Genomic DNA, 22,561 nt, shown 5'->3' with positions numbered 1-22,561 from the left:
GAGGGGATGTTCGGCCGGCGCGGTTTCTTCGGCGCTTTCGGACGTGAACAGCGGCCGCCGTTCGTGATGTGGGTGCCGACGGACGACGGCGCGCCGGGCGATGGTTCCGGCGATCGAGACGGTGGACGACGCGGTCGGCCGCATGAGCGCCCTGGCTTCGGTGAGATGCCACGCAGAGGCCATCGACGTGGTCGTTTCGGTCCCGACGGCGGACCTGGCCCCGGGTTCGGTCCGGGCGCACAATTCGGTCGGGGGCGAGGACGTGGTGGGCGCGGTCGTCGGGGGGACGTGCGCGCCGCGATCTTGCTGTTGATCGCCGAAGAGCCGATGCACGGCTACGAATTGATTCAGCAGATCGTCGAGCGTAGTGGTGGCGTCTGGAAGCCGAGTCCGGGCTCCATTTATCCCGCGCTGTCCCAACTCGAGGACGAAGGACTGGTGATCATCGAAAAGGTCGCCGGCCGCAAGACTGCCAAGCTGACCGAGGAAGGCGTCGCGTACGTCGAGGAGCATCGCGCCGATCTCGGGGCGCCGTGGGATGACGTTCGTCTCAGCGTGGGGGAGCCGGAGCAGGACCTTCGTGAACTGATCGGACAGTTGATGGGCGCGGCCGGTCAAGTGGCCGCTGTAGGCACGCCCGCGCAGGTCAAGGCCGCAGCCGACGTGCTGGTCGAGGCACGCAAGTCGCTGTACCGAGTGCTTGCCGGCGACGATGCCGCTGAAGGCGGCAATTGAGACGTCGGATACCTACTGTTCGGTAGGGTATGCGCCTCGAAGTTTCTGGTGTTACGGTCAGCTCCCTCGTAGGATCAGAGCAGGAGCAGGAACAATGGCTGGCGTCAAACGGTCTGTGGGACTGACATTTTCGGTAGCAGTGGCGCTGCTGATCGGGGCACCGCCCGCGATATCGGCTGCCGCACCGTCGCTGCCGTCTTCGAGTGCCGACGCGATGGATGTTCCCCTCGACATCGGTCCGGGTCAGGCGACCCGTTCCGTTGCTACGGCATATGCGCATGCTCATCCCGGATCTGCCCCTGCCGGGTCGAACGATTTCGGCTGTGCGCCATCGGCAGCGCATCCCCGGCCGGTTGTGCTCGCCCACGGAACCGACACCGAGGCGTATGCGGATTGGGCGGCTCTGTCGCCGGCACTGGCAGCTGACGGCTACTGCGTTTTCGCTCTCAATTACGGCGGTGTGATCAAAGAACAAGACGGGGATGTCGCGCACGAGACCTACGGCGTCGGAGACATCGTCGGTAGTGCCACCGCGTTCGGTTCTTTCGTCGATCAGGTGCTGACCGCGACGGGTGCGGACAAGGTCGACGTCATCGGCTACTCCCAAGGCGCGACGGTGACGCGGTACTACGTCAACAAGATGGGCGGGGACGCGTACGTCGATCATTGGGTCGGTTTGGCGTCTCCGACCTACGGCGGCGTGATGTTCGGGTTGGTGCCGATCGTCCGCGCGATCCCCGGTGGAGAAGATTTTGTCGAAGATGTCTTCTCGCGAGCTGTCCGAGAGCAGATGCAGGGGTCGGATATGTTGAACGCTCTCAACGACGGCGGTGACACGGTGACCGGCGTCCGCTACACGACAATCGGGTCCACTGTCGACGAGATGATCCAGCCGTCCTCGAACATCGCGCTGCGCGACGCCGGTGCAGAAAACATCGTTCTCCAGGACCTGTGTCCGTCGAACCTGACCGGCCACTTCCGCATGCCGTACGACCCCTACGTGATCGATGTCATCCGGACGGTCCTCGACCCCGATGCCGAGCGGCACGCTACGTGCAGCGCGGTGCCGCTCGGCACGGATATTCCGCAAGTGGTCATCGATGCCAATTCGTGAGCACCGACATCACTTCGGTCGGGATCCTTACTCGGCGAGCTTGGCAGTGGCCTGAGCCCACAGGAAGAACTTGTTGGTTCCCAGATCGCGGACCGTCTTGATGTTGAACGCTGCCTTCAAATGCTCTGCATCCGAATCGCTTACACCGTTGAGTGCCGCGACCGGGGCATCCGCCAATTCTTCGACGGACTTTCCCGCGTAGGCCTTGTCGAACTTACTGTCGATGCCTGCCATCTAAGTTCCTCCGTGTGATCGGTGTATCCCGTATCAGCCTTCGCCGAGTGGCGACGACAGAAACAGTCAATACCGACGACCGGTGAATCTGCAGGGTTCTGATCAAAGAAATTGCTGAGAAAGTGGTTCGGTGTGGCGCGAGGTAGGTCGTAGCTCCCGCAGTCCTTAGACTGACAGTTCCACCCACCGACACATCCGGGAGCATTTTCGTGAGTTGCAGTCCACCGCGTTCGACAGGCCGATCGGCTGATCAGAGTCCGAAGAGCCCACCGAAACGGGAGAGCTGACATGCGCGTCGTGTTCGCCGGAACACCGGAACCCGCGGTTCCGTCACTGCGTCGTCTCATCGAGTCCGCCAACCACGAAGTGGTAGCCGTCGTCACGCGTCCGGACGCCGTCGCGGGCCGTGGTCGCAAAGTCACCCGCTCGCCGATCGGTCTCCTTGCCGACGAGCACGGCATCCCGGTGCTGACGCCGGCCAAGGCGTCCGATCCCGACTTCGCAGCCGAACTTGCCCGCCTCGAGCCGGACTGCGCACCCGTCGTCGCCTACGGAAACCTGTTGCCGCAGAACATCCTCGACATTCCGAAACACGGTTGGGTCAATCTGCATTTCTCGCTGCTTCCCGCCTGGCGCGGCGCCGCGCCGGTGCAGGCCGCGATCAGTGCCGGTGACGAGGTGACCGGCGCCAGCGCATTTCGTTTGGAGGCCGGCATGGATACGGGCCCGGTGTACGGAGTGATGACCGAGCGGATTCGTGACACCGACACGGCAGGCGATCTACTCGGGCGTCTGGCAGAAAACGGCGCGACTCTGCTCGAATCGGTTCTCGACGGACTCGAGGCCGGAGAGATCAACGCGGTTCCGCAGTCAGCGGACGGCGTCTCGTACGCCCCCAAAGTAACGGTGGACGCCGCCCGCGTGCGGTGGGAGTTGCCCGCCCGCACGATCGACCGTCACGTCCGCGCCGTCACACCGGCGCCCGGCGCGTGGACGATGATCGGTGACCTTCGAGTCAAGGTCGGCCCGGTCACCGTCACGGACGAGACCCTGGCCGTCGGCGAGATCTCGGTACGCAAGGATGGTCTCTACATCGGTACCGCGACCACCGCGGTACGACTCGGGCAGATTCAGCCCCCGGGCAAGAAATTGATGTCGGCAGGGGACTGGGCACGCGGTGCCCGACTCGACGCGGAGGTACGAGCACAGTGACCGAATCACGACGACCGGCACGGCGGACACAGGGCCCCGGAGCCAAGAGCGCAGCCGGTGGCAAGAACACCAAGCCGAAGCAGGCCAAGCGCCCGGATCCGGCAACCGCCGGGCTCGATCAGCCGCGTCTGGCAGCGCGTGACGTCCTGCGCGCGGTTCGTGAACGTGACGCATACGCGAACCTGGTTCTGCCGGGACTGCTTCGCGACCGCAAACTCGACGCACGCGACGCTGCGCTGGCCACCGAGCTCGCGTACGGCGCAGCCCGCGCTCAGGGCCTCCTGGATGCGGTCATCGCGCATGCAGCGGGTCGACCGATCGAAGAGATCGACGGAACTCTGCTCGATGTTCTCCGACTCGGCTCGTACCAACTGCTGCGCACTCGTGTCGCACCGCACGCTGCCGTCGCCACCTCGGTCGACCTCGTTCGCGCCGAAAACGGCCAGGGCCGAGCGGGATTCGTCAACGCGGTCCTGCGCCGCGTCTCCGAACGCACCCAGGACGAGTGGGTCGAACTGCTGGCCCCGAAGGACCCGGTCGGCCGTCTCGCCTTCGAGCACGCGCACCCCCTGTGGATCGCGCAGGTCTTCGCCGACTCCCTCGGCGCTGCTGCCGGAGAACTCGAAGAAGTACTGATCGCCGACGACGCCCGCCCTGCCGTGCACCTCGTCGCCCGCCCCGGTGAGATCTCTGCCGAGGAGCTCGCATTGGTCACCGGTGGGGAAATCGGACCGTACTCGCCGTACGCCGTACATCTCGACGGCGGCGACCCCGGACAGCTCGAGGCGGTCCGCCAAGGTTTGGCAGGCGTGCAGGACGAGGGCAGTCAGCTGGTTGCCCGCGCCCTCAGCATTGCTCCCCTCGAAGGTGAAGACGCCGGCCGCTGGCTCGACCTCTGCGCAGGTCCGGGTGGCAAGGCAGCGCTTCTCGGCGCTCTCGCCGGTATCGAAGGCGGGCGCCTCGACGCCGTCGAGCCCGTCGAACACCGCGCCGAACTGATCCGCAAGACGACTCGCGAGCTTCCCGTGGACGTACACGTGGCGGACGGCCGCGAATCGGGGCTCGAACCCGGATACGACCGCATCCTCGTCGACGCTCCCTGCACCGGGTTGGGTGCCCTGCGTCGCCGCCCGGAAGCCCGTTGGCGTCGCCAGCCGTCCGATGTGGCTCCGCTCGTGAAGTTACAGCGTGAATTGCTTGCCGCTGCAATCGAACTGGTGCGCCCCGGCGGAGTGGTCCTGTACTCGACGTGCTCGCCGCACCTGTCGGAAACGCTCGCAGTGGTAGCCGACGCCGTGCGCCGTCATGGCGTCGTCGAACTCGACACCAAGGAATTGGTGCCCGGTGTTCCGGACGTCGGAGACGGGTCTTCGGTTCAGTTGTGGCCGCATCGCCACGGGACCGATGCGATGTTCATGGCCGCTTTGCGCAAGCCGCTGGCCTGATCGGATGACTTCTGGGCATCGGTAGTCGTATGGTGCCTACATGGTTACGTGGGAACAGGTTGTAGTACTGGGTTCGGCTCTTCCCTCCGTGGAGGAGTCGACCTCGTACAACACCCCGGCACTCAAGGTGGCAGGCAAGACTTTTGCGCGGCTCCGCACCGAAGCGGAGGGTGCCTTGGTCGTGATGTGCGGTCTGGACGAGAAGGAGGCGCTACTCGCCAGTGGTGAGGCGCCCTTCTTCACCACGGATCACTATCACGGTCACGGCTCGATCCTCGTGCACCTCGAACTGATCGACGAGGTACAACTTGCGGAGATGCTCGAAGATGCGTGGCGGATCAAGGCACCCGCCAAGGTGCGCAAGCTGCGGAGTGTCGTGAAGAACTGACCAGGGCGCACCTGCCCCGTGGTGCATGCGCGGTCGGCGATGAGACACAGCTAAACTCGGCGTCGTGGCTTCCCCGATGATTGCACCGTCCATTCTGTCCGCAGATTTCGCTCGACTCGCCGATGAAGCGACTGCCGTGTCCGGCTCCGACTGGCTTCATGTCGACGTGATGGACGCGCATTTCGTTCCCAATCTCACGCTGGGTCTGCCGGTGGTCGAGAGTCTGCTGAAGGCGACGGACATTCCGCTCGACTGCCACCTCATGATCGAGAACCCGGAGCGTTGGGCGCCGCCGTACGCCGAGGCCGGCGCGTACAACGTCACGTTCCACGCCGAGGCCACCGACGACCCGCGTTCGGTTGCCCGCGATATTCGTGCGGCCGGCGCCAAGGCGGGGCTGAGCATCAAGCCCGGAACCCCGATCGACGACTACCTCGAAATCCTCAAGGACTTCGACACACTCCTGATCATGAGCGTCGAACCCGGATTCGGTGGTCAGTCCTTCATGCCGCAGGTGCTCGACAAGGCACGTGCAGTTCGCAAGCTCGTCGATTCGGGTGAGCTGACGCTCCTCGTCGAAATCGACGGCGGCATCAACGCTTCCACGATCGAGCAGGCCGCCGAAGCGGGGATCGACTGCTTCGTCGCCGGTTCGGCGGTGTACGGAGCGAGTGATCCCGGTGAGGCCGTGCGCAAGCTCCGCGCGCAGGCCGCCTCGGCGTCGCCGCACCTGACGCTGTCGGTCTGAGCCGCTCGATGGCAAAAGGTGGACAGGCGTCGACGGCTGATCTCGACGCCGCGATGCAGATTGCGCTTGCTGCAGCTGATTCCGCGCGCGGATTCACCAGCCCCAACCCGCCGGTCGGCGCGGTCATCCTCGCTGCCGACGGCACCATCGCGGGCGTCGGAATGACGCAACCTCCCGGTGGACCGCACGCGGAGGTCGTGGCTCTCGACGAGGCCGGCGATGCGGCACGCGGCGGAACGGCAGTGGTGACACTGGAACCGTGCAATCACCAGGGACGAACCGGCCCCTGCTCGCAGGCATTGATCGACGCCGGAGTTTCGGCGGTTGTCTACGCCGTCGGTGATCCCAATCCGGAAGCCTCCGGGGGTGCAGCGACGCTCATGCGAGCCGGAATCAGCGTCACGGCCGGACTGCGAGCACCCGAGGTGGAAGCAGGTCCACTGCGAGCCTGGCTGCACAAACAGCGCACCGGTCGCCCGCACATCACGTGGAAGTACGCGGCCAGTCTGGACGGACGCAGCGCCGCCGAGGACGGAACGAGTCAGTGGATCACCGGTCCGCAGGCGAGAGCGCGCGTACATGCGCAGCGGGCGCAGATCGATGCGATCGTGGTCGGCACCGGCACCGTGTTCGCCGACGATCCGTGGCTGACGGCGCGTCAGTCCACGGGCGAGCTCGCGGCGCACCAGCCTGTGCGCGTCGTCGTCGGAAAGCGTGAAATACCGTCGACTGCAAGCATTCTCGACGACACCGCGCCGACTCTGGTACTCAACACCGACAACATCGCCGAAGTGGTCGAGGCGTTGGGGGAGTACACGGACGTACTTCTCGAGGGTGGGCCCCGTCTGGCCGGAGCATTCCTCGCCGCCGGATATGTCGACGTCATCGAGGCGTACATCGCTCCGATACTGCTCGGCGCGGGCGCTTCCGCACTTGTCGACGCCGGAGTGCACACCATCACCGACGCCCACCGATTCCGTTTGGAGTCCGCGGTAACGATCGGTCCCGATATTTTGTTGAGTCTGGTTCCGGAGAGTTCTGCTCCGGGGAACGAGGAGTAGGGCGCGTGTTCACAGGAATTGTGGAAGAACTCGGCGAAATCGTCGCCAAGGAAGAACTGGTCGATGCTGCACGCTTCACGGTGCGCGGGCCACTGGTCACCTCCGACGCCGGTCACGGCGATTCGATCGCGGTGAACGGTGTGTGCCTGACGGTGGTCGACGTGCTTGCCGACGGTTCGTTCACCGCCGACGTCATGCAGGAAACGTTGAATCGCTCGAGCCTGGCGAAGTTGGATGTCGGCTCTCGCGTCAACCTCGAGCGTGCCGCGGCGCTGAACAGCCGACTCGGCGGCCACCTGGTTCAAGGGCACGTCGACGGAACAGGCCATGTCATCTCCCGCTCGCCGTCCGAGAACTGGGAGGTAGTGCGGATCGCACTGCCGGATTCCATTTCCCGTTATGTCGTCGAGAAGGGTTCCATCACCGTCGACGGAGTCTCGCTCACGGTCTCCGCGCTGGGCGGCGACCGCGGGTTCGAGTACTTCGAGATCTCGCTGATCCCGACAACGCTCGAGTTGACGACACTCGGTACCGCTGTGGTCGGTACTCCGGTCAACCTCGAGGTGGACGTGATCGCGAAGTACGTCGAGCGGCTTCACTCTGCCGGTCGGTAGGACCAGGCTGATCGGACCCGTCCGATTGGTCGTAGGGTTGTCAGTGCATCCGTCGGATGCACTCGTTGTATTCGATGATGTGAATAGTCAAGACTTTGGAGTGCGAGCACGTGACCAGGTTCGACAGTATCGAGCGCGCAGTAGCAGATATCGCTGCAGGTAAAGCTGTTGTCGTCGTGGACGACGAGGATCGTGAGAACGAAGGCGATCTCATCTTCGCCGCCGAGAAGGCCACCCCGGAACTGGTGGCGTTCATGGTTCGCTACACCTCCGGCTACCTGTGCGTGCCGCTCGACGGTGACGATTGCGATCGGTTGGGCCTGCCCCCGATGTACGCCACCAACCAGGACAAGCACGGCACCGCGTACACGGTGACCGTCGACGCCCGTGAAGGAATCGGTACCGGTATCTCGGCGTCGGACCGCGCTGCGACGATGCGTCTGCTCGCCAACCCCGAATCCGGTGCCAACGATTTCACTCGTCCCGGCCACGTCGTTCCGCTCCGCGCGAAGGAAGGCGGAGTACTGCGTCGTCCTGGCCACACGGAAGCTGCAGTCGACCTCGCCCGCATGGCGGACCTGCGTCCCGCCGGCGTCATCTGCGAAATCGTCAGCCAGAAGGACGAAGGCGCGATGGCTCAGACCGACGAGCTGCGAGTCTTCGCCGACGAACACAACCTTGCTCTCATCTCGATCGCCGACCTCATCGCGTGGCGTCGCAAGCACGAGAAGCACGTGCTGCGCATCGCCGAGGCCCGCATCCCCACCCGCCACGGTGAGTTCACTGCTGTCGGCTACACGAGCATCTACGACGAGGTCGAGCACGTTGCGCTGGTGCGCGGCGACATCGCAGGCCCCGACGGCGACGGTAGTGACGTACTCGTCCGCGTTCACTCCGAGTGCCTCACCGGCGACGTCTTCGGTTCGCTGCGGTGCGATTGCGGCCCGCAGCTCGACGCCGCACTGGACATGGTCGCCCAGGAAGGCCGCGGCGTTGTCCTGTACATGCGCGGACACGAGGGTCGTGGCATCGGTCTCATGCACAAGCTGCAGGCCTACCAGCTCCAGGACGCCGGTTCGGACACCGTCGACGCAAATCTCGAACTCGGACTTCCTGCCGACGCCCGTGACTACGGCATCGGTGCGCAGATCCTCGTCGATCTGGGAATCTCGTCGATGCGTCTGCTGACCAACAACCCGGCCAAGCGTGTGGGTCTGGACGGCTACGGCCTGCAGATCACCGATCGCGTTCCGATGCCGCTGCGCGCGAACGCCGAAAACCTCACCTACCTGCGCACCAAGCGCGACCGGATGGGGCACGATCTGATCGGACTCGACGAGTACGAGGCGAACCAGAACACCGCACAGCCGGGAACCGCGCTGTGAGCGGCGAAGGTCAGCCGCAGCTCGCGATCGCCGAAGCGAAGGATCTGAAGCTGGCGATCGTTGCCGGGCAGTGGCACGCGACGATCTCCGAGGCCCTGATCGCCGGCGCGCAACGCGTCGCGCAGGAGGCACAGATCAAGGACGTGACACTGGTCCGTGTCGCCGGTGCGATCGAACTGCCCGTCGTCGCGCAGGCATTGGCTCGCACTCACGACGCCGTCGTTGCTCTGGGCGTCGTCATCCGCGGCGGCACGCCGCACTTCGAGTACGTGTGCGACGCGGTTACTGCCGGTCTCACACGCGTCTCGCTCGACGAAAGCACTCCGGTGGGTAACGGTGTCCTGACCACCGACACCGAGCAGCAGGCTCTTGACCGGTCAGGGCTGCCGGGTAGCGTCGAGGACAAGGGCGCACAGGCCTGCGCCGCCGCACTGGACACCGCAGTGACCCTGCGCCACCTCCGAGCACCATGGACCGAGGATTCGTTTCGATGAGCACACCCGGCGACAACGAGAACTGGGAACTGATTGTGTCACCGCGTAAGTCCACGCGGTACGCGATCGGAGTTGCAGTACTCCTGGTGATCGTTCACGTCACACTGGCACTCCTGCTCCGTCAGGGGTCCACCGGCGTGTACTTCCGTGCCGCGGACCAACTTGCGATGGCAGGTATCGGCACCATTCTGGCTCTCGGTGTGCTGATGTTGACGCGCCCCCGGGTCAAGGTGGGCAAGCAGGGAATCGCCGTCCGAAACATCCTGGGCGAGAAGATCGTCGACTGGGATCTGTTCGAGGGACTCTCGTTCCCCGACGGTGCCGCCTGGGCACGCATCGAATTGCCCGACGACGAGTACATGGCCGTGATGGCGATCCAGTCCAACGACCGCGAGTACGCCGTCGACACGGTCGGTAAGTTCCGCGAACTGGCCGACCGCTACGCACCGGTCGCGCACAAGAGCAACTGACGTCTTCCGACCGGTTCGGTGCCCGTATCCTGCGCGTTTCCGAGTCGGTCGGTGGCGGCGACTAACCTGAAACCGTGCCGGATCCCTCGACTTACCGCCCCGCTACCGGAACCATTCCGGCTGCGCCGGGCGTCTACAAATTTCGCGATCCGCATGGTCGGGTCATCTACGTCGGAAAGGCGAAAAGCCTCCGTTCACGTTTGAACTCGTACTTCGCGGACGTCACGACACTTCATCCCCGTACGCGGCAGATGGTGACCACCGCCGGCAGCGTCGAGTGGACCGTCGTCAGTACCGAAGTCGAAGCGCTTCAGCTCGAGTACAACTGGATCAAGGAATTCGATCCGCGGTTCAACGTGCGGTACCGCGACGACAAGACGTATCCGGTTCTCGCCGTGACGCTCAACGAAGAGTTCCCGAGGCTGTTCGTCTACCGCGGTCCGCGGCGCAAAGGTGTCCGCTACTTCGGTCCCTACTCTCATGCGTGGGCCATCCGCGAAACCCTCGATCTGCTGCTGCGAGTATTTCCCGCGCGAACGTGCTCGTCCGGAGTCTTCAAACGGCACAACCAGATCGGTCGTCCGTGTCTGCTCGGCTACATCGACAAGTGTTCGGCGCCCTGCGTCGGGCGAGTCAGCGCCGAGGAGCATCGACAGATCGTCGAAGATTTCTGCGACTTCCTCGCCGGCCGTACCGACAAGCTGGTCAAAGATCTCGAGAAGCGCATGCAGCAGGCTTCCGAGGATCTCGACTTCGAGACCGCAGCCCGTCTGCGTGACGACATCGGAGCCTTGCGCAAGGCGCTCGAGAAGCAGGCAGTCGTACTCGGTGACGGCACCGACGCTGATCTCGTCGCCTTTGCCGCCGATGATCTCGAGGCCGCCGTTCAGGTGTTCCACGTGCGCGGCGGACGCGTGCGGGGTCAGCGTGGATGGGTCGTGGAGAAGGCAGGTGACGCCATCGACTGGGCCGCACTCGACGCCGAGTCCGACCTGCCGATCCTGGTCGAACAGTTCCTCACCCAGTTCTACGGTGAGCAGGCGGCACTCGACCCGGGAGCGGGCTCCGAGGCCGGGATCAGCGCCGTTCCCAAGGAAGTTCTCGTGCCGGTCCTACCGGCAAACGCGACCGAGATCCAGGCGTGGCTGAGCAAGCTTCGGGGATCACAAGTGCAACTGCGGGTTCCGCAACGCGGAGACAAGAAAGACCTCGCCGAAACGGTCCAGAGAAACGCGAAAGAAGCTCTGGCGCAGCACAAGCTCAAGCGCGCCGGCGATTTCACTTCACGCTCCGCGGCGCTGCAGGGCATCCAGGAAGCACTGGACCTGGACTCGGCTCCACTACGAATCGAGTGCATCGACATCAGTCACGTCCAAGGAACCGACGTCGTGGCGTCACTGGTCGTGTTCGAAGACGGGCTCCCGCGTAAGTCGGACTACCGGCATTACGCGATCAAGGAAGCAGCCGGCGACGGTCACTCCGACGACGTGGCGAGTATCGCCGAGATCACCCGCAGGCGGTTTCTGCGACACAACCGCGACCTGGGCGTTCTCGCCGCGTCAGCGTCGACCATGGACGCGGACGGTGGGGATCTCGCTCCCGAAGCGGCGATCGACCCGGCGACGGGCAGGCCTCGGCGGTTCGCCTATCCACCCAATCTGTTCGTCGTGGACGGCGGCGCCCCTCAGGTCACGGCGGCAGCGGCGGTCCTCGACGAGCTGGGGGTCACCGACGTCGCGGTAGTCGGATTGGCCAAGCGACTCGAAGAGGTATGGGTACCGGGGGAAGAAGATCCGGTGATCCTTCCCCGAACGAGCGAGTCGTTGTACCTACTGCAACGCATCCGAGACGAAGCTCACCGATTCGCGATCACGTTCCATCGCAGCAAACGCTCGAGGCGGATGACGGCTTCGGCGCTGGACTCGGTCAAGGGGCTCGGTGAAACTCGTCGTACCGCTCTGGTGGCGCACTTCGGTTCCGTGGCAAAGCTGAAAACGGCAACGGTCGAGGAGATCATGCAGGTCCCTGGTATCGGTGAGACCACCGCCACAGCGGTTCTGGCCGCACTCGGAACGGATTCGGCCGCAGCCGATACGGGGGCTGAAGCTCGCGCGCTGCCCGCGCCGGTAGGGGATGATGAGCTGGACAAGGAATCCGAATCGTCTGTTACGTCTGCTGACGCGCCCAGCGTCGAATCCGGTAGCGGTGACGAGGGCTCCGAGTCGCGAGAATTGTCCATGCCGACGACGGGGCCGAGTGCACAGTGACTACCGACAGCGCCAAAGACAGTCGAACGATGGATTTCCTGCTGGTGACGGGATTGTCCGGAGCAGGTTTGAGTACCGCTGCCAAGGTGCTCGAGGACCTCGGCTGGTATGTCGCGGACAATTTGCCACCTGAGCTCATATCCCGAATGGTCGGTCTGAGCTTGACCTCCGATCCGCCGGTCGATCGTCTTGCCGTCGTGATCGACGTGCGGAGTCGACTCTTCACCGGCGACCTCGGTTGGGTGCTCACCGAACTCGAAGCGGAACCGATCCACACCCGGGTGCTCTACCTCGAAGCGTCGGACGACGTGTTGATCCGACGGTTCGAACAGGTACGCCGCAGCCATCCCTTGCAGAACGACGGCATCGACGGCACGTTGTCCGAAGGCATCGCAGCCGAGCGTCGCCAGCTGGCTGTGGTGAAGGCAGCCGCAGATCTGGTCATCGACACGTCTGCGCTGAAGGCGCATCAGCTGCGTCAGAAGATCGAAACCGCATTCGGAAACGACGCCAACCGCACGATGAAGGTGACGGTCCAGTCGTTCGGCTTCAAGTACGGCCTGCCGATGGACGCCGATCTCGTCTGTGACGTTCGATTCCTGCCCAATCCCCACTGGATCCCCGAACTTCGTCCGCACACCGGTCAGGATGCCAACGTCCGTGATTACGTGTTGTCCCGCGAGGGTGCGGAAGACTATCTCGACACCTACCGGCATCTGGTGGATTTGACCATCGCCGGATATCGACGAGAAGGAAAGCGCTACATGACAATTGCAGTCGGGTGCACCGGCGGTAAGCACCGAAGCGTGGCCATGTCGGAAGCTCTCGCGAGGCGTTTGGGTTCCGAGGAAGACATCTCCGTCAGCATCGTGCACCGGGATCTGGGGCGCGAATGAGTGAACCTACACAGCGCACGTCTTCCGATCCGGCGATTGTCGCGCTCGGCGGCGGCCACGGATTGTTCGCCACCCTCCGGGCCGTCAGACGCCTGACAGTCGACGTCACCGCAGTGGTCACCGTCGCTGACGACGGTGGTTCCTCGGGTCGGCTGCGCGCCGAACTCGGCGTCATCCCGCCCGGTGACCTCCGGATGGCGCTCGCGGCTCTCGCGTCGGACGAACCCGAGATCGTCGACTGGACGCGGACCATCCAGCATCGCTTCGGCGGTGTCGGCGCACTTGCCGGGCACTCGGTGGGCAATCTCATCCTGGCCGGCCTCACCGAGGTGCTCGGCGATCCGGTCGTCGCGCTCGACGAGATGGCGCGACTGCTGCGAATCCGTGGCCGTGTGCTGCCGATGTCGCCGATCGCGCTCGAGATCGAAGCCGACGTTCAAGGACTCGAAGAGGACCCCCGCGTCAGCCGCTGCATTCGTGGACAGGTCGCCGTCGCGACCACGCCGGGCAAGGTGCGGCGTGTGAGACTGCTCCCGTCCAATCCGCCCGCGTGCCCCGACGCAGTAACTGCGATCGATCGTGCCGATCTCGTGGTGCTCGGTCCGGGATCGTGGTTCTCGAGCGTGATCCCGCACGTCCTGGTACCCGAACTCGTCGAATCACTGTCGTCGACGAAGGCTCGAAAGGTGCTGGTGCTCAATCTCGCCCCCGAGCCTGGGGAGACCGCCGGATTCTCCGCAGAGCGTCACCTGCACGTACTCTCCCAACACGTGCCCGATTTCCGGGTCGACTACGTGGTGGTCGACTCGGCGTCGGTACCGGCCGGGCGTGAACGTGAACATCTGCAGCGTGCGGCGGATCAATTTTCAGCCGAAGTCAGGTACGCGGATGTCGCGGACACCTCACCGGGCGCAGCGCATGTACACGATCCGGCAAAACTGGCCGATGTACTGGCTGAACTGTCGAGCGGTGCGGCAGTAGGGGATTCGACACAGCAGTCCCTGCAAGAACAGCAGTCCGAGAAAGAACAGAGGGAGAACGCTTCGTGGCAATGACAGCGGAGGTCAAGGACGAACTGAGCCGGTTAGTGGTGACTCAGGTCAGCTGCCGCAAGGCAGAGGTCTCCGCGTTGCTGCGCTTTGCCGGTGGACTCCACATCGTCGGCGGCCGGGTGGTCGTCGAGGCAGAGGTGGATCTGGGCTCCACGGCGCGACGTCTGCGCCGGGAGATCTTCGACCTGTTCACCTACAGCGCCGACGTTCACGTACTCAGCGCGGGCGGGCTGCGTAAGTCCGCTCGCTACATCGTGCGCGTGGCGAAGGAAGGCGAGGCGCTGGCCCGCCAGACAGGATTGCTCGATCTTCGCGGACGCCCGGTCCGCGGCTTGCCCGCGCAGGTGGTCGGCGGAAGTGTCGGCGACGCCGAAGCGGCGTGGCGCGGAGCGTTCCTCGCGCACGGTTCCCTGACCGAACCCGGCCGTTCGTCGGCGCTCGAAGTAAGCTGCCCGGGCCCGGAAGCCGCACTTGCTCTGGTCGGTGCTGCGCGGCGTCTCGGGATTTCGGCGAAGGCACGTGAGGTGCGCGGAACGGATCGTGTGGTGATCCGTGACGGTGAGGCCATCGGCGATCTCCTGACTCGAATGGGAGCACAGGACACGCGTCTGGTGTGGGAGGAGCGACGGATGCGACGCGAGGTCCGCGCCACTGCCAATCGCCTCGCCAACTTCGACGACGCCAACCTGCGACGCTCGGCCCGCGCCGCCGTCGCAGCCGCTGCACGCGTCGAGCGTGCGTTGGAGATCCTCGGCGAGGACGTGCCCGATCACCTCGCGGCGGCGGGCGCACTGCGCGTCGAACATCGGCAGGCGTCCCTCGAAGAACTCGGCCAGTTGGCGGACCCGCCGATGACCAAGGACGCCGTCGCCGGACGTATCCGTCGCCTGCTGTCCATGGCTGATCGCAAGGCGAAAGAAACGGGCATACCCGACACCGAATCCGCAGTGAACGTGGAGCTACTCGAAGAGGGGTGACCTGCCCTCCGTCAGGGTGGGCTGCGCACGTTCGGGCCACGCGCATTAGGGTATGAGTCACATCGACCGATGAACCCCACGTCCGCGTCGTGCACACACGGATTCGGAGTATGCGTGGGTCAAGTTGCACACCAGAATCATGGTCAAAGGAGCGAATTGTGACTGTCCGGGTTGGCGTAAACGGTTTCGGCCGTATCGGACGTAACTTCTTCAGGGCGGTGGATGCGCAGAAGGCGCTCGGAACCACCGATATCGAGATCGTGGCAGTCAACGACCTGACTGACAACGCGACGCTCGCTCACCTGCTGAAGTACGACTCCATCCTCGGCCGTTTGCCGTACGACGTGTCGCTCGACGGTGACGACACGATCGTTGTCGGCGATCAGCGCATCAAGGCCCTCGCACACCGCGGCCCGTTGAACGAACTTCCCTGGGGCGAGCTGGGCGTCGACGTCGTCGTCGAGTCCACCGGTATCTTCACCGACGCCGCAAAGGCCAAGGGACACCTCGAAGCCGGCGCCAAGAAGGTCATCATCTCGGCTCCGGCCAAGGGTGAAGACATCACCATCGTCATGGGCGTCAACGACGACAAGTACGACGGCAGCCAGAACATCATCTCCAACGCGTCGTGCACCACCAACTGCCTCGGCCCCATCGCCAAGGTTCTCGACGACGAGTTCGGCATCGTCAAGGGTCTGATGACCACGATCCACGCGTACACCCAGGATCAGAACCTGCAGGACGCACCGCACGCAGACCTCCGTCGCGCCCGCGCAGCCGCCCTCAACATCGTTCCCACCGGCACCGGTGCAGCCAAGGCCATCGGCCTGGTTCTCCCGCAGCTGCTCGGCAAGCTCGACGGCTACGCACTGCGCGTGCCGATCCCCACGGGCTCGGTCACCGACCTCACCGCGAACCTGAAGAAGTCGGCCACTGCCGACGAGATCAACGCCGCGATGAAGGCTGCTGCCGAAGGACCCCTCAAGGGCATCCTCAAGTACACCGACGCACCGATCGTCTCCTCGGACATCGTCACCGACCCGCACTCGTCGATCTTCGACTCGGGTCTGACGAAGGTCATCGACGACCAGGTCAAGATCGTTTCCTGGTACGACAACGAGTGGGGCTACTCCAACCGCCTCGCCGACCTCATCGGCCTCGTCGCCAAGTCTCTCTGAGCGGAGTTTCGATAACAGTGGCAGTTCAGACGCTGAAGGATCTGCTGGACGCTGGGGTCGAGGGGCGCACCGTACTGGTGCGTTCCGACCTCAACGTCCCGTTGGATGGCGGAGAAATCACGGACCCGGGCCGCATCGTCGCGTCCGCTCCCACCCTGCGGGCTCTTGCCGAGGGTGGAGCGAAGGTCATCGTGACCGCGCACCTCGGGCGCCCAGACGGTCAGCCCGATCCCAAGTTCTCCCTCGCACCGGTTGCCGCGAAGTTGGCCGAAATCCTCGGTCGCAACGTGCAACTCGCCGGTGACGTCGTGGGACAGGACGCGCTGGCTCGTTCCGAAGGACTCACCGATGGTGACGTCCTGATGCTCGAGAACATCCGTTTCGACCCTCGCGAGACCAGCAAGGACGAAGCCGAGCGGGTCAAGCTCGCCAAAGCTCTCGTCGAGCTGGTCGGTGACGACGGCGCATTCGTCTCCGACGGATTCGGTGTTGTTCACCGTAAGCAGGCGTCGGTCTTCGACGTCGCGAAGCTGCTCCCGCACTACGCGGGCTACCTGGTCGGCGCCGAGGTCGAGGTGCTCGCCAAGCTCACGCAGGACGCAGCGCGCCCGTACGCAGTGGTGCTGGGCGGCTCCAAGGTCTCGGACAAGCTGGCCGTCATCGAGGCACTGGCACCGAAGGTCGACACTCTGGTGATCGGCGGCGGAATGTTCTACACGTTCCTCGCAGCTCAGGGTGTCTCCGTGGGCAATTCGCTGTGCGAAGAGTCCATGATCGAGACCTGCAAGGATCTCCTCGACCGGTACGCCGACGTCATCCACATTCCTCAGGATGTCGTTGTCGCGGACTCCTTCTCGGCCGATGCCGAGTCGAAGATCGTTCCGTTCGACAAGATTCCCGACGGCTGGATGGGTCTGGACATCGGACCGGAGTCGGTCAAGCGCTTTGCCGCGATCCTGACCGGCGCCAAGACGGTGTTCTGGAACGGCCCGATGGGCGTGTTCGAGTTCCCGAAGTTCGAGGCAGGCACCCGCGGTGTCGCCGAGGCAATCGTGGAGGCAACCGAGAAGGGCGCCTTCAGCGTCGTCGGCGGCGGCGACTCCGCAGCAGCCGTTCGTCAGCTCGGTATCCCGGACGAGGGCTTCTCGCACATTTCCACCGGTGGTGGCGCTTCCCTCGAGTACCTCGAGGGCAAAGAGCTGCCCGGCATCGCAGTACTGGAAGGCTGATCCGACATGGCACGTAAGCCGTTGATCGCCGGCAACTGGAAGATGAATCTGAACCACCTCGAGGCCATCGCCCTGGTGCAGAAGATCGCATTCTCCTTGCCTGCGAAGTACTTCGACAAAGTGGATGTCACGGTCATCCCGCCGTTCACCGACATCCGTAGCGTCCAGACGCTGATCGAGGGCGACAAGCTCCTCCTCACGTACGGCGCGCAGGATGTCTCGGCTCAGGACTCGGGTGCGTTCACGGGCGAGATCAGCGGCTCCATGCTGGCCAAGCTCGGTTGCACCTTCGTCGTGGTCGGTCACTCCGAGCGTCGCACCCTTCACGGTGAGACCAACGAGACCGTCCTCGCCAAGACCAAGGCTGCTCTCAAGAACGGCCTCACACCGATCGTGTGCATCGGTGAAGGCCTCGAGATCCGCGAAGCAGGCGATCACGTCGCCTACAACGTCGACCAGCTCAAGGGTTCGTTGGCGGGCCTGAGCGCGGAGGAGATCTCCAAGACCGTCATCGCGTACGAGCCTGTCTGGGCCATCGGCACCGGCCGTGTCGCTTCTGCCGCCGATGCACAGGAAGTGTGCGCTGCGGTACGAGCAACAGTTGCCGAACTTGCCGACGCCGAGGTCGCGGCCGGCGTTCGCGTTCTGTACGGCGGCAGCGTCAGCTCCAAGAACGTCGGAGAGATCGTCGGCCAGACCGACGTCGACGGCGCTCTTGTCGGCGGCGCGTCGCTCAAGGCTGACGAGTTCGCGACACTGTCTGCGATCGCGGCAGGCGGTCCACTCCCGTGATGTGATCGGGCAGTGAGCTGAAACTGCAGGACTCAAACTGCGGGCGTGTGACCGAGTAGGTCACACGCCCGCAGTTTTTGATTTGCCGGATTCAGCTGACGAGTTTGGATTCCAACGTTGTGATCAGTTCCGGAGCAAGCTCCAACCCTGAGGTCAGATAGTTCTCGACGGTCCCGTAGTGGTGCTCCACCTGTTCGAAGGCGGCATCCAGGTAACGTGCGTCGACGGAGAGCAGCAACCGGATCACCTCGCCCTTGTCGGTATCTGTGGCGTCGGCGATCTTCGCGACCGTCGCATCGATGTACCCGGCCGAGTACGTATTCGTGAGCAGGTAGTCCGCCATGATCGTTTCTCGCGGTACTCCGGCGAGTGTCTGCAGTAGCGCTGCCGCCCAGCCTGTTCGGTCCTTGCCTGCAGTGCAGTGGAAGAGTTGCGGCCCTGCGGTAGTCGCCAAGGCGGCGAACAACTGTGAGAATCCGTTACGTGTGACGGGGTCTACGACGAAGCTGCGATTGATGTTCTGCATGAAAGCTGTTGCAGCGTCAGCTGTTCGGATTGCCATCGCTTCGGCGTGGATGTTGCCGGACAGGATGGGAATGTGCGCGTACATCGCCGGCACGGGCACGATGTCGGGAGTTTCGCTCGCTTCGGTTTCGGATCGCACGTCGTAGACGGCGGTCAGCCCCAGTGATTCCACGATTGCAAGATCGTCGGGCGAGGGCGTGAGCACGTTGGCGCGGTAGAAGACGCCGCGGCTCATCGCCTGTCCGCTGGTCGTCACGTATCCGGGGCCGGCCACATCGCGGAAGTTGTGAATCGAAGCCAGACGCGGTGTGTCAGGCAAGGAAGTGTCAGGCAGGGTTGCGTCGGAGAGCATGGAGCGGGCCTTTCGGAGGTAGAGTCGCGTCTACTGAGAAACTACTGAATCGGTATCTCGACCGTGTGATCGATGCCACTGACCAAGAGTTGTGCCTGGCCGGGAGCAAAGTCATGCGCAAGGTGGGTATGTGGTCAGGTTATCTGTGCGCGCCTGTATGGTGTTATCGGTTGTAGTTGTCCCTATTGGATTGGTGGACGTAGACAGACATGAAACTGTTCCTGGATATCCTGCTGGTCGTCACCAGCTTGCTCCTCATCGCCTTGGTGCTCCTGCACCGCGGTAAGGGCGGCGGTTTGTCGAGTCTGTTCGGTGGCGGTGTCCAGTCCAGCCTGTCCGGATCGACTGTTGTCGAGAAGAACCTCGACCGGTTGACTGTTTTCACCGCGTTGATCTGGCTCATCTCGATCGTCGGCATCGGCCTGGAGATCAAGTTCGCCTGATTCTCGGCACATGACTTACAGCCGGTAGTTCGTCACACACGAATTTCAGACACGGAACCCCGCCTATCGAGCGGGGTTCTTTGTTTCGGTCGATAATTGTGTGATGACTGAAACCGCGTCGCATCGAGAAACACCGCGAGAGGCCACCGAGCCGCTGCGCGAAGACATCCGGCTTCTCGGCGGAATACTCGGACAAATAGTGCGAGAGCAAGCCGGCGACCATGTGTTCGATCTGGTCGAGCGAGCCCGCGTCGAGTCGTTTCGTGTCCGTCGGTCGGAGATCGACCGCGCCGAACTGGTTTCGCTGTTCGCCGAAATCAGTACGGACGACGCCATTCCCGTCATCCGGGCGTTCAGTCACTTCGCACTGCTCGCCAACCTGGCCGAGGACATCCACCGCGAGCGTCGACGGGCCATCCACGTCAACGCGGGTGAACCGCCCCGCGACAGCACTCTCGCGGCCACGTACACCAAACTTGATGCAGCCGATATCGACTCGGCCACCGTCGAAGAAGCACTGCGGGGCGCCCTGGTCTCGCCCGTCATCACCGCTCACCCGACGGAGACTCGACGCCGCACGGTGTTCGAGACGCAGAGTCGGATCACCGAGTTGATGCGATACCGCGAGCGCACGGCGCTGAGCGTCGCCGAAACCGCTGACGTCGATCTGCAATTGCGCCGTCAGATCCTCACCCTGTGGCAGACGGCTCTGATCCGGCTCAGCCGCCTCCGTATTCAGGATGAAATCGAGGTAGGCCTGCGTTACTACGACGCGGCGTTGTTCGAGGTGATTCCGAAGATCAATGCGGAGGTCCGCAAAGCTCTGCGCACGCGTTGGCCGGACGCCGGACTTCTGACGCAACCGATCCTGAGGCCGGGTTCGTGGATCGGCGGTGACCGCGACGGCAACCCGTACGTGACCGGCGAAATCGTCCAGCGCGCCACGTCACGCGCCGCGGCAACTGCTCTCGAGCACCATCTCGAGGAACTCGAACATCTCGAGCGTGAACTGTCGATGTCGGCGCGCTTGGTGTCCGTCACCCCCGAACTGGATCTGCTGGCGTCCACCTCCGGCGACGATTCCGCCTTCCGGGCCGATGAGCCCTACCGTCGCGCCATTCGCGGTATCCGCGGGCGATTGAGCGCCACTGCATTGTCCGTGCTGGGGGAGTTGCCCGCCCACGGCTCCGATGACGGTCTCGAGGCGTATACCGATCCGGCACAGTTGCAGCGGGATCTCGGCATCATCGACACCTCGCTGCGTCGTTTCGGCGACGAGACCATCGCCGACGATCGACTCGATCGGCTCCGAGAAGCGGTGGAGGTGTTCGGATTTCACCTGTCCGGTCTGGACATGCGGCAGAACTCCGAGGTCCACGAAAGCGTCGTCGCAGAGCTTCTGGCATGGGCCGGAGTCCACCCGGACTACGCGTCCTTGCCGGAAGCCGATCGAGTCGAATTGCTGTCGGCCGAGTTGACGACGCGGCGACCGCTGACTTCGCCGGACGCCGAGTTCAGCGAATTGACCACCAAGGAACTGGCGATCATGGCGGCCGGAGCCAAGGCAGTGCGGGTTCTCGGGGCGGGCGCAGTACCCAACTACATCATCAGCATGTGCACCTCGGTCAGTGACATGCTCGAAGCTGCGGTGCTGCTCAAAGAGGTCGGGGTGCTCGATCCGGGCGTCGGTAGCGAACCCTCCTGCCCGATCGGCATCGTCCCGCTGTTCGAGACGATCGAGGATCTGCAGGGCGGAGCCGACACGCTACTGGCGACTCTGGACATCCCGATCTATCGCGCCATCGTCCGATCTCGCGGTGACAGTCAGGAAGTGATGCTCGGATACTCGGACTCGAACAAGGACGGCGGGTATCTCGCCGCCAACTGGGCGCTGTACCGTGCCGAACTCGACCTCGTCGATGCCGCGCGTAAGAGCGGAATCAGGTTGAGGCTCTTCCACGGCCGCGGCGGAACCGTGGGACGTGGCGGTGGACCGAGCTACGAAGCGATTCTCGCGCAGCCTCCCGGTGCAGTCGCCGGTTCTCTGCGCATCACCGAGCAGGGTGAGGTGATTGCGGCCAAGTACGCCGAACCGCGCCTGGCGCATCGCAACCTCGAAACACTCATCGCCGCGACTATCGAGTCGACGTTGCTCGACGTCGAAGGACTTGGCAGCGACGCCGATGCGGCCTACGCGGTGTTGGACGAGTTGGCGGCCCTCGCTCGTACCGCGTACAGCGAATTGGTGCACGACACACCAGGATTCGTGCAGTACTTCGAAGCGTCGACACCGGTCGCCGAGATCGGGGCACTCAACATCGGTTCTCGCCCGGCCTCTCGCAAGCAGACGAAGGCGATCTCCGACCTGCGTGCCATTCCCTGGGTGCTCTCGTGGAGTCAGTCTCGCGTGATGCTTCCGGGGTGGTACGGCACCGGCGCCGCGTTCGAACGATGGATCGACGGAGACGACACTCGGCTCGCCACGTTGACGGCTCTGTACGAGAAGTGGCCGTTCTTCCGAACCGTGCTCTCGAACATGGCCATGGTGATGTCGAAGTCGGATCTCGGTTTGGCGGCCCGTTACGCGGACCTCGTGCCCGACGCCGAACTACGCGATCGAGTCTTCGGAATGATCACCGACGAGCACGAACGCACGATTCGCATGTACAAGGCGATCACGGGCAACGAGAACCTCTTCGCCGACAATTCGGGACTCGAGCGTTCGGTCCACAATCGGTTCCCGTACCTCGAACCTCTCAACCATCTACAGGTCGAGCTGATCCGCCGGTACCGTTCCGGCGACGAGAGCGATCAGGTGCGTCGGGGAATCCAGCTGACGATGAACGGCCTGGCCACCGCACTTCGTAACAGTGGCTAGGTGTAACAGCGGCTGGTTCTGCAGGTTTACCGAGGTGTGCGTGCGGCGACTCTAGAGCCGTCGCACGCACAC

At 64.0% G+C, this 22,561-nt stretch carries 22 protein-coding genes; 20 read left to right on the top strand and 2 right to left on the bottom strand.

The window, feature by feature from the left end:
* The first annotated feature begins 66 nt into the window (after positions 1–66).
* Both DBV08_RS20315 and DBV08_RS20310 read left to right on the top strand, forming a co-directional pair.
* Positions 67–735, top strand: a complete 669-nt coding sequence (locus tag DBV08_RS20315) for a PadR family transcriptional regulator (RefSeq protein ID WP_397487717.1) — start codon at positions 67–69, stop codon at positions 733–735.
* A 94-nt stretch (positions 736–829) separates the two neighbouring features.
* Complete coding sequence (locus tag DBV08_RS20310; protein ID WP_124568636.1) at positions 830–1,849, top strand: triacylglycerol lipase; 1,020 nt, start codon at positions 830–832, stop codon at positions 1,847–1,849.
* A gap of 27 nt (positions 1,850–1,876) precedes the next feature.
* Here the strand turns inward: DBV08_RS20310 and DBV08_RS20305 are convergent, their stop codons facing one another.
* Positions 1,877–2,083 carry a hypothetical protein gene (locus tag DBV08_RS20305; protein ID WP_003944900.1) on the bottom strand — a complete coding sequence of 69 codons (207 nt, stop codon included), beginning with the start codon at positions 2,081–2,083 and terminating at the stop codon, positions 1,877–1,879.
* A 288-nt stretch (positions 2,084–2,371) separates the two neighbouring features.
* On the opposite strand from DBV08_RS20305, the gene fmt reads away from it, so the two are divergent.
* The 16 genes from fmt (at position 2,372) to tpiA (ending at position 18,291) form a co-directional block, all read left to right on the top strand.
* On the top strand, positions 2,372–3,295 hold the full coding sequence (gene fmt / locus DBV08_RS20300; protein WP_124568635.1) for a methionyl-tRNA formyltransferase: 924 nt from the start codon (positions 2,372–2,374) through the stop codon (positions 3,293–3,295).
* Positions 3,292–4,740 carry an RsmB/NOP family class I SAM-dependent RNA methyltransferase gene (locus tag DBV08_RS20295; RefSeq protein WP_124568634.1) on the top strand — a complete coding sequence of 483 codons (1,449 nt, stop codon included), beginning with the start codon at positions 3,292–3,294 and terminating at the stop codon, positions 4,738–4,740. Before fmt ends, DBV08_RS20295 begins: the two co-directional genes overlap by 4 nt.
* A 40-nt stretch (positions 4,741–4,780) precedes the next feature.
* Positions 4,781–5,128 carry an MmcQ/YjbR family DNA-binding protein gene (locus DBV08_RS20290; RefSeq protein ID WP_095970197.1) on the top strand — a complete coding sequence of 116 codons (348 nt, stop codon included), beginning with the start codon at positions 4,781–4,783 and terminating at the stop codon, positions 5,126–5,128.
* 64 nt (positions 5,129–5,192) lie between these two features.
* Entirely contained in the window at positions 5,193–5,876 is a 684-nt protein-coding gene (rpe, locus tag DBV08_RS20285; protein WP_019748384.1) for a ribulose-phosphate 3-epimerase, read from the top strand.
* Between the two features lie 8 nt (positions 5,877–5,884).
* Positions 5,885–6,937, top strand: a complete 1,053-nt coding sequence (ribD, locus tag DBV08_RS20280) for a bifunctional diaminohydroxyphosphoribosylaminopyrimidine deaminase/5-amino-6-(5-phosphoribosylamino)uracil reductase RibD (RefSeq protein ID WP_124568633.1) — start codon at positions 5,885–5,887, stop codon at positions 6,935–6,937.
* A gap of 5 nt (positions 6,938–6,942) precedes the next feature.
* A complete protein-coding gene (locus tag DBV08_RS20275) occupies positions 6,943–7,551 on the top strand; it encodes a riboflavin synthase (protein ID WP_003944892.1) in 609 nt (202 codons plus the stop codon).
* A 110-nt stretch (positions 7,552–7,661) separates the two neighbouring features.
* The gene (locus DBV08_RS20270) at positions 7,662–8,936 is read left to right on the top strand and encodes a bifunctional 3,4-dihydroxy-2-butanone-4-phosphate synthase/GTP cyclohydrolase II (protein ID WP_003944833.1); all 1,275 of its coding nucleotides are present in this window, start codon (positions 7,662–7,664) and stop codon (positions 8,934–8,936) included.
* On the top strand, positions 8,933–9,430 hold the full coding sequence (gene ribH, locus DBV08_RS20265; protein WP_003944999.1) for a 6,7-dimethyl-8-ribityllumazine synthase: 498 nt from the start codon (positions 8,933–8,935) through the stop codon (positions 9,428–9,430). Before DBV08_RS20270 ends, ribH begins: the two co-directional genes overlap by 4 nt.
* A complete protein-coding gene (locus DBV08_RS20260) occupies positions 9,427–9,900 on the top strand; it encodes a PH domain-containing protein (protein ID WP_124568632.1) in 474 nt (157 codons plus the stop codon). The genes ribH and DBV08_RS20260 overlap by 4 nt, the downstream gene beginning before the upstream one ends.
* A 74-nt stretch (positions 9,901–9,974) precedes the next feature.
* Positions 9,975–12,167, top strand: a complete 2,193-nt coding sequence (gene uvrC, locus DBV08_RS20255) for an excinuclease ABC subunit UvrC (protein ID WP_124568631.1) — start codon at positions 9,975–9,977, stop codon at positions 12,165–12,167.
* Entirely contained in the window at positions 12,164–13,063 is a 900-nt protein-coding gene (rapZ, locus tag DBV08_RS20250) for an RNase adapter RapZ (RefSeq protein WP_185564773.1), read from the top strand. The genes uvrC and rapZ overlap by 4 nt, the downstream gene beginning before the upstream one ends.
* Positions 13,060–14,118: a uridine diphosphate-N-acetylglucosamine-binding protein YvcK gene (yvcK, locus tag DBV08_RS20245; RefSeq protein ID WP_124568630.1), complete on the top strand. Its 1,059-nt coding sequence runs from the start codon at positions 13,060–13,062 to the stop codon at positions 14,116–14,118. The genes rapZ and yvcK overlap by 4 nt, the downstream gene beginning before the upstream one ends.
* Positions 14,115–15,092, top strand: a complete 978-nt coding sequence (gene whiA / locus DBV08_RS20240; RefSeq protein WP_021344225.1) for a DNA-binding protein WhiA — start codon at positions 14,115–14,117, stop codon at positions 15,090–15,092. The genes yvcK and whiA overlap by 4 nt, the downstream gene beginning before the upstream one ends.
* Positions 15,093–15,250: 158 nt before the next feature.
* Positions 15,251–16,270, top strand: a complete 1,020-nt coding sequence (gap, locus tag DBV08_RS20235; protein WP_003944851.1) for a type I glyceraldehyde-3-phosphate dehydrogenase — start codon at positions 15,251–15,253, stop codon at positions 16,268–16,270.
* Between the two features lie 17 nt (positions 16,271–16,287).
* Positions 16,288–17,499 carry a phosphoglycerate kinase gene (locus DBV08_RS20230; RefSeq protein ID WP_003944901.1) on the top strand — a complete coding sequence of 404 codons (1,212 nt, stop codon included), beginning with the start codon at positions 16,288–16,290 and terminating at the stop codon, positions 17,497–17,499.
* A gap of 6 nt (positions 17,500–17,505) precedes the next feature.
* Positions 17,506–18,291, top strand: coding sequence for a triose-phosphate isomerase (tpiA, locus tag DBV08_RS20225; protein WP_124568629.1), 786 nt, complete (start codon positions 17,506–17,508; stop codon positions 18,289–18,291).
* 91 nt (positions 18,292–18,382) lie between these two features.
* Here the strand turns inward: tpiA and DBV08_RS20220 are convergent, their stop codons facing one another.
* Positions 18,383–19,168, bottom strand: coding sequence for a tyrosine-protein phosphatase (locus DBV08_RS20220; protein WP_124568628.1), 786 nt, complete (start codon positions 19,166–19,168; stop codon positions 18,383–18,385).
* 209 nt (positions 19,169–19,377) lie between these two features.
* Between DBV08_RS20220 and secG the strand changes: the two genes are divergently transcribed.
* Both secG and ppc read left to right on the top strand, forming a co-directional pair.
* A complete protein-coding gene (gene secG / locus DBV08_RS20215) occupies positions 19,378–19,611 on the top strand; it encodes a preprotein translocase subunit SecG (RefSeq protein WP_095970190.1) in 234 nt (77 codons plus the stop codon).
* Between the two features lie 103 nt (positions 19,612–19,714).
* Positions 19,715–22,489 (top strand): phosphoenolpyruvate carboxylase, encoded by a 2,775-nt coding sequence (ppc, locus tag DBV08_RS20210; protein ID WP_124568627.1) that lies wholly within the window; start codon positions 19,715–19,717, stop codon positions 22,487–22,489.
* Positions 22,490–22,561 lie beyond the last annotated feature (72 nt).

Source organism: Rhodococcus sp. KBW08, assembly GCF_003852455.1.
Taxonomy (GTDB): Bacteria; Actinomycetota; Actinomycetes; order Mycobacteriales; family Mycobacteriaceae; genus Rhodococcus_F; species Rhodococcus_F baikonurensis.
Note: the sequence above shows the minus strand (reverse complement) of the source record. Positions and strands in the feature narration are given on the sequence as shown.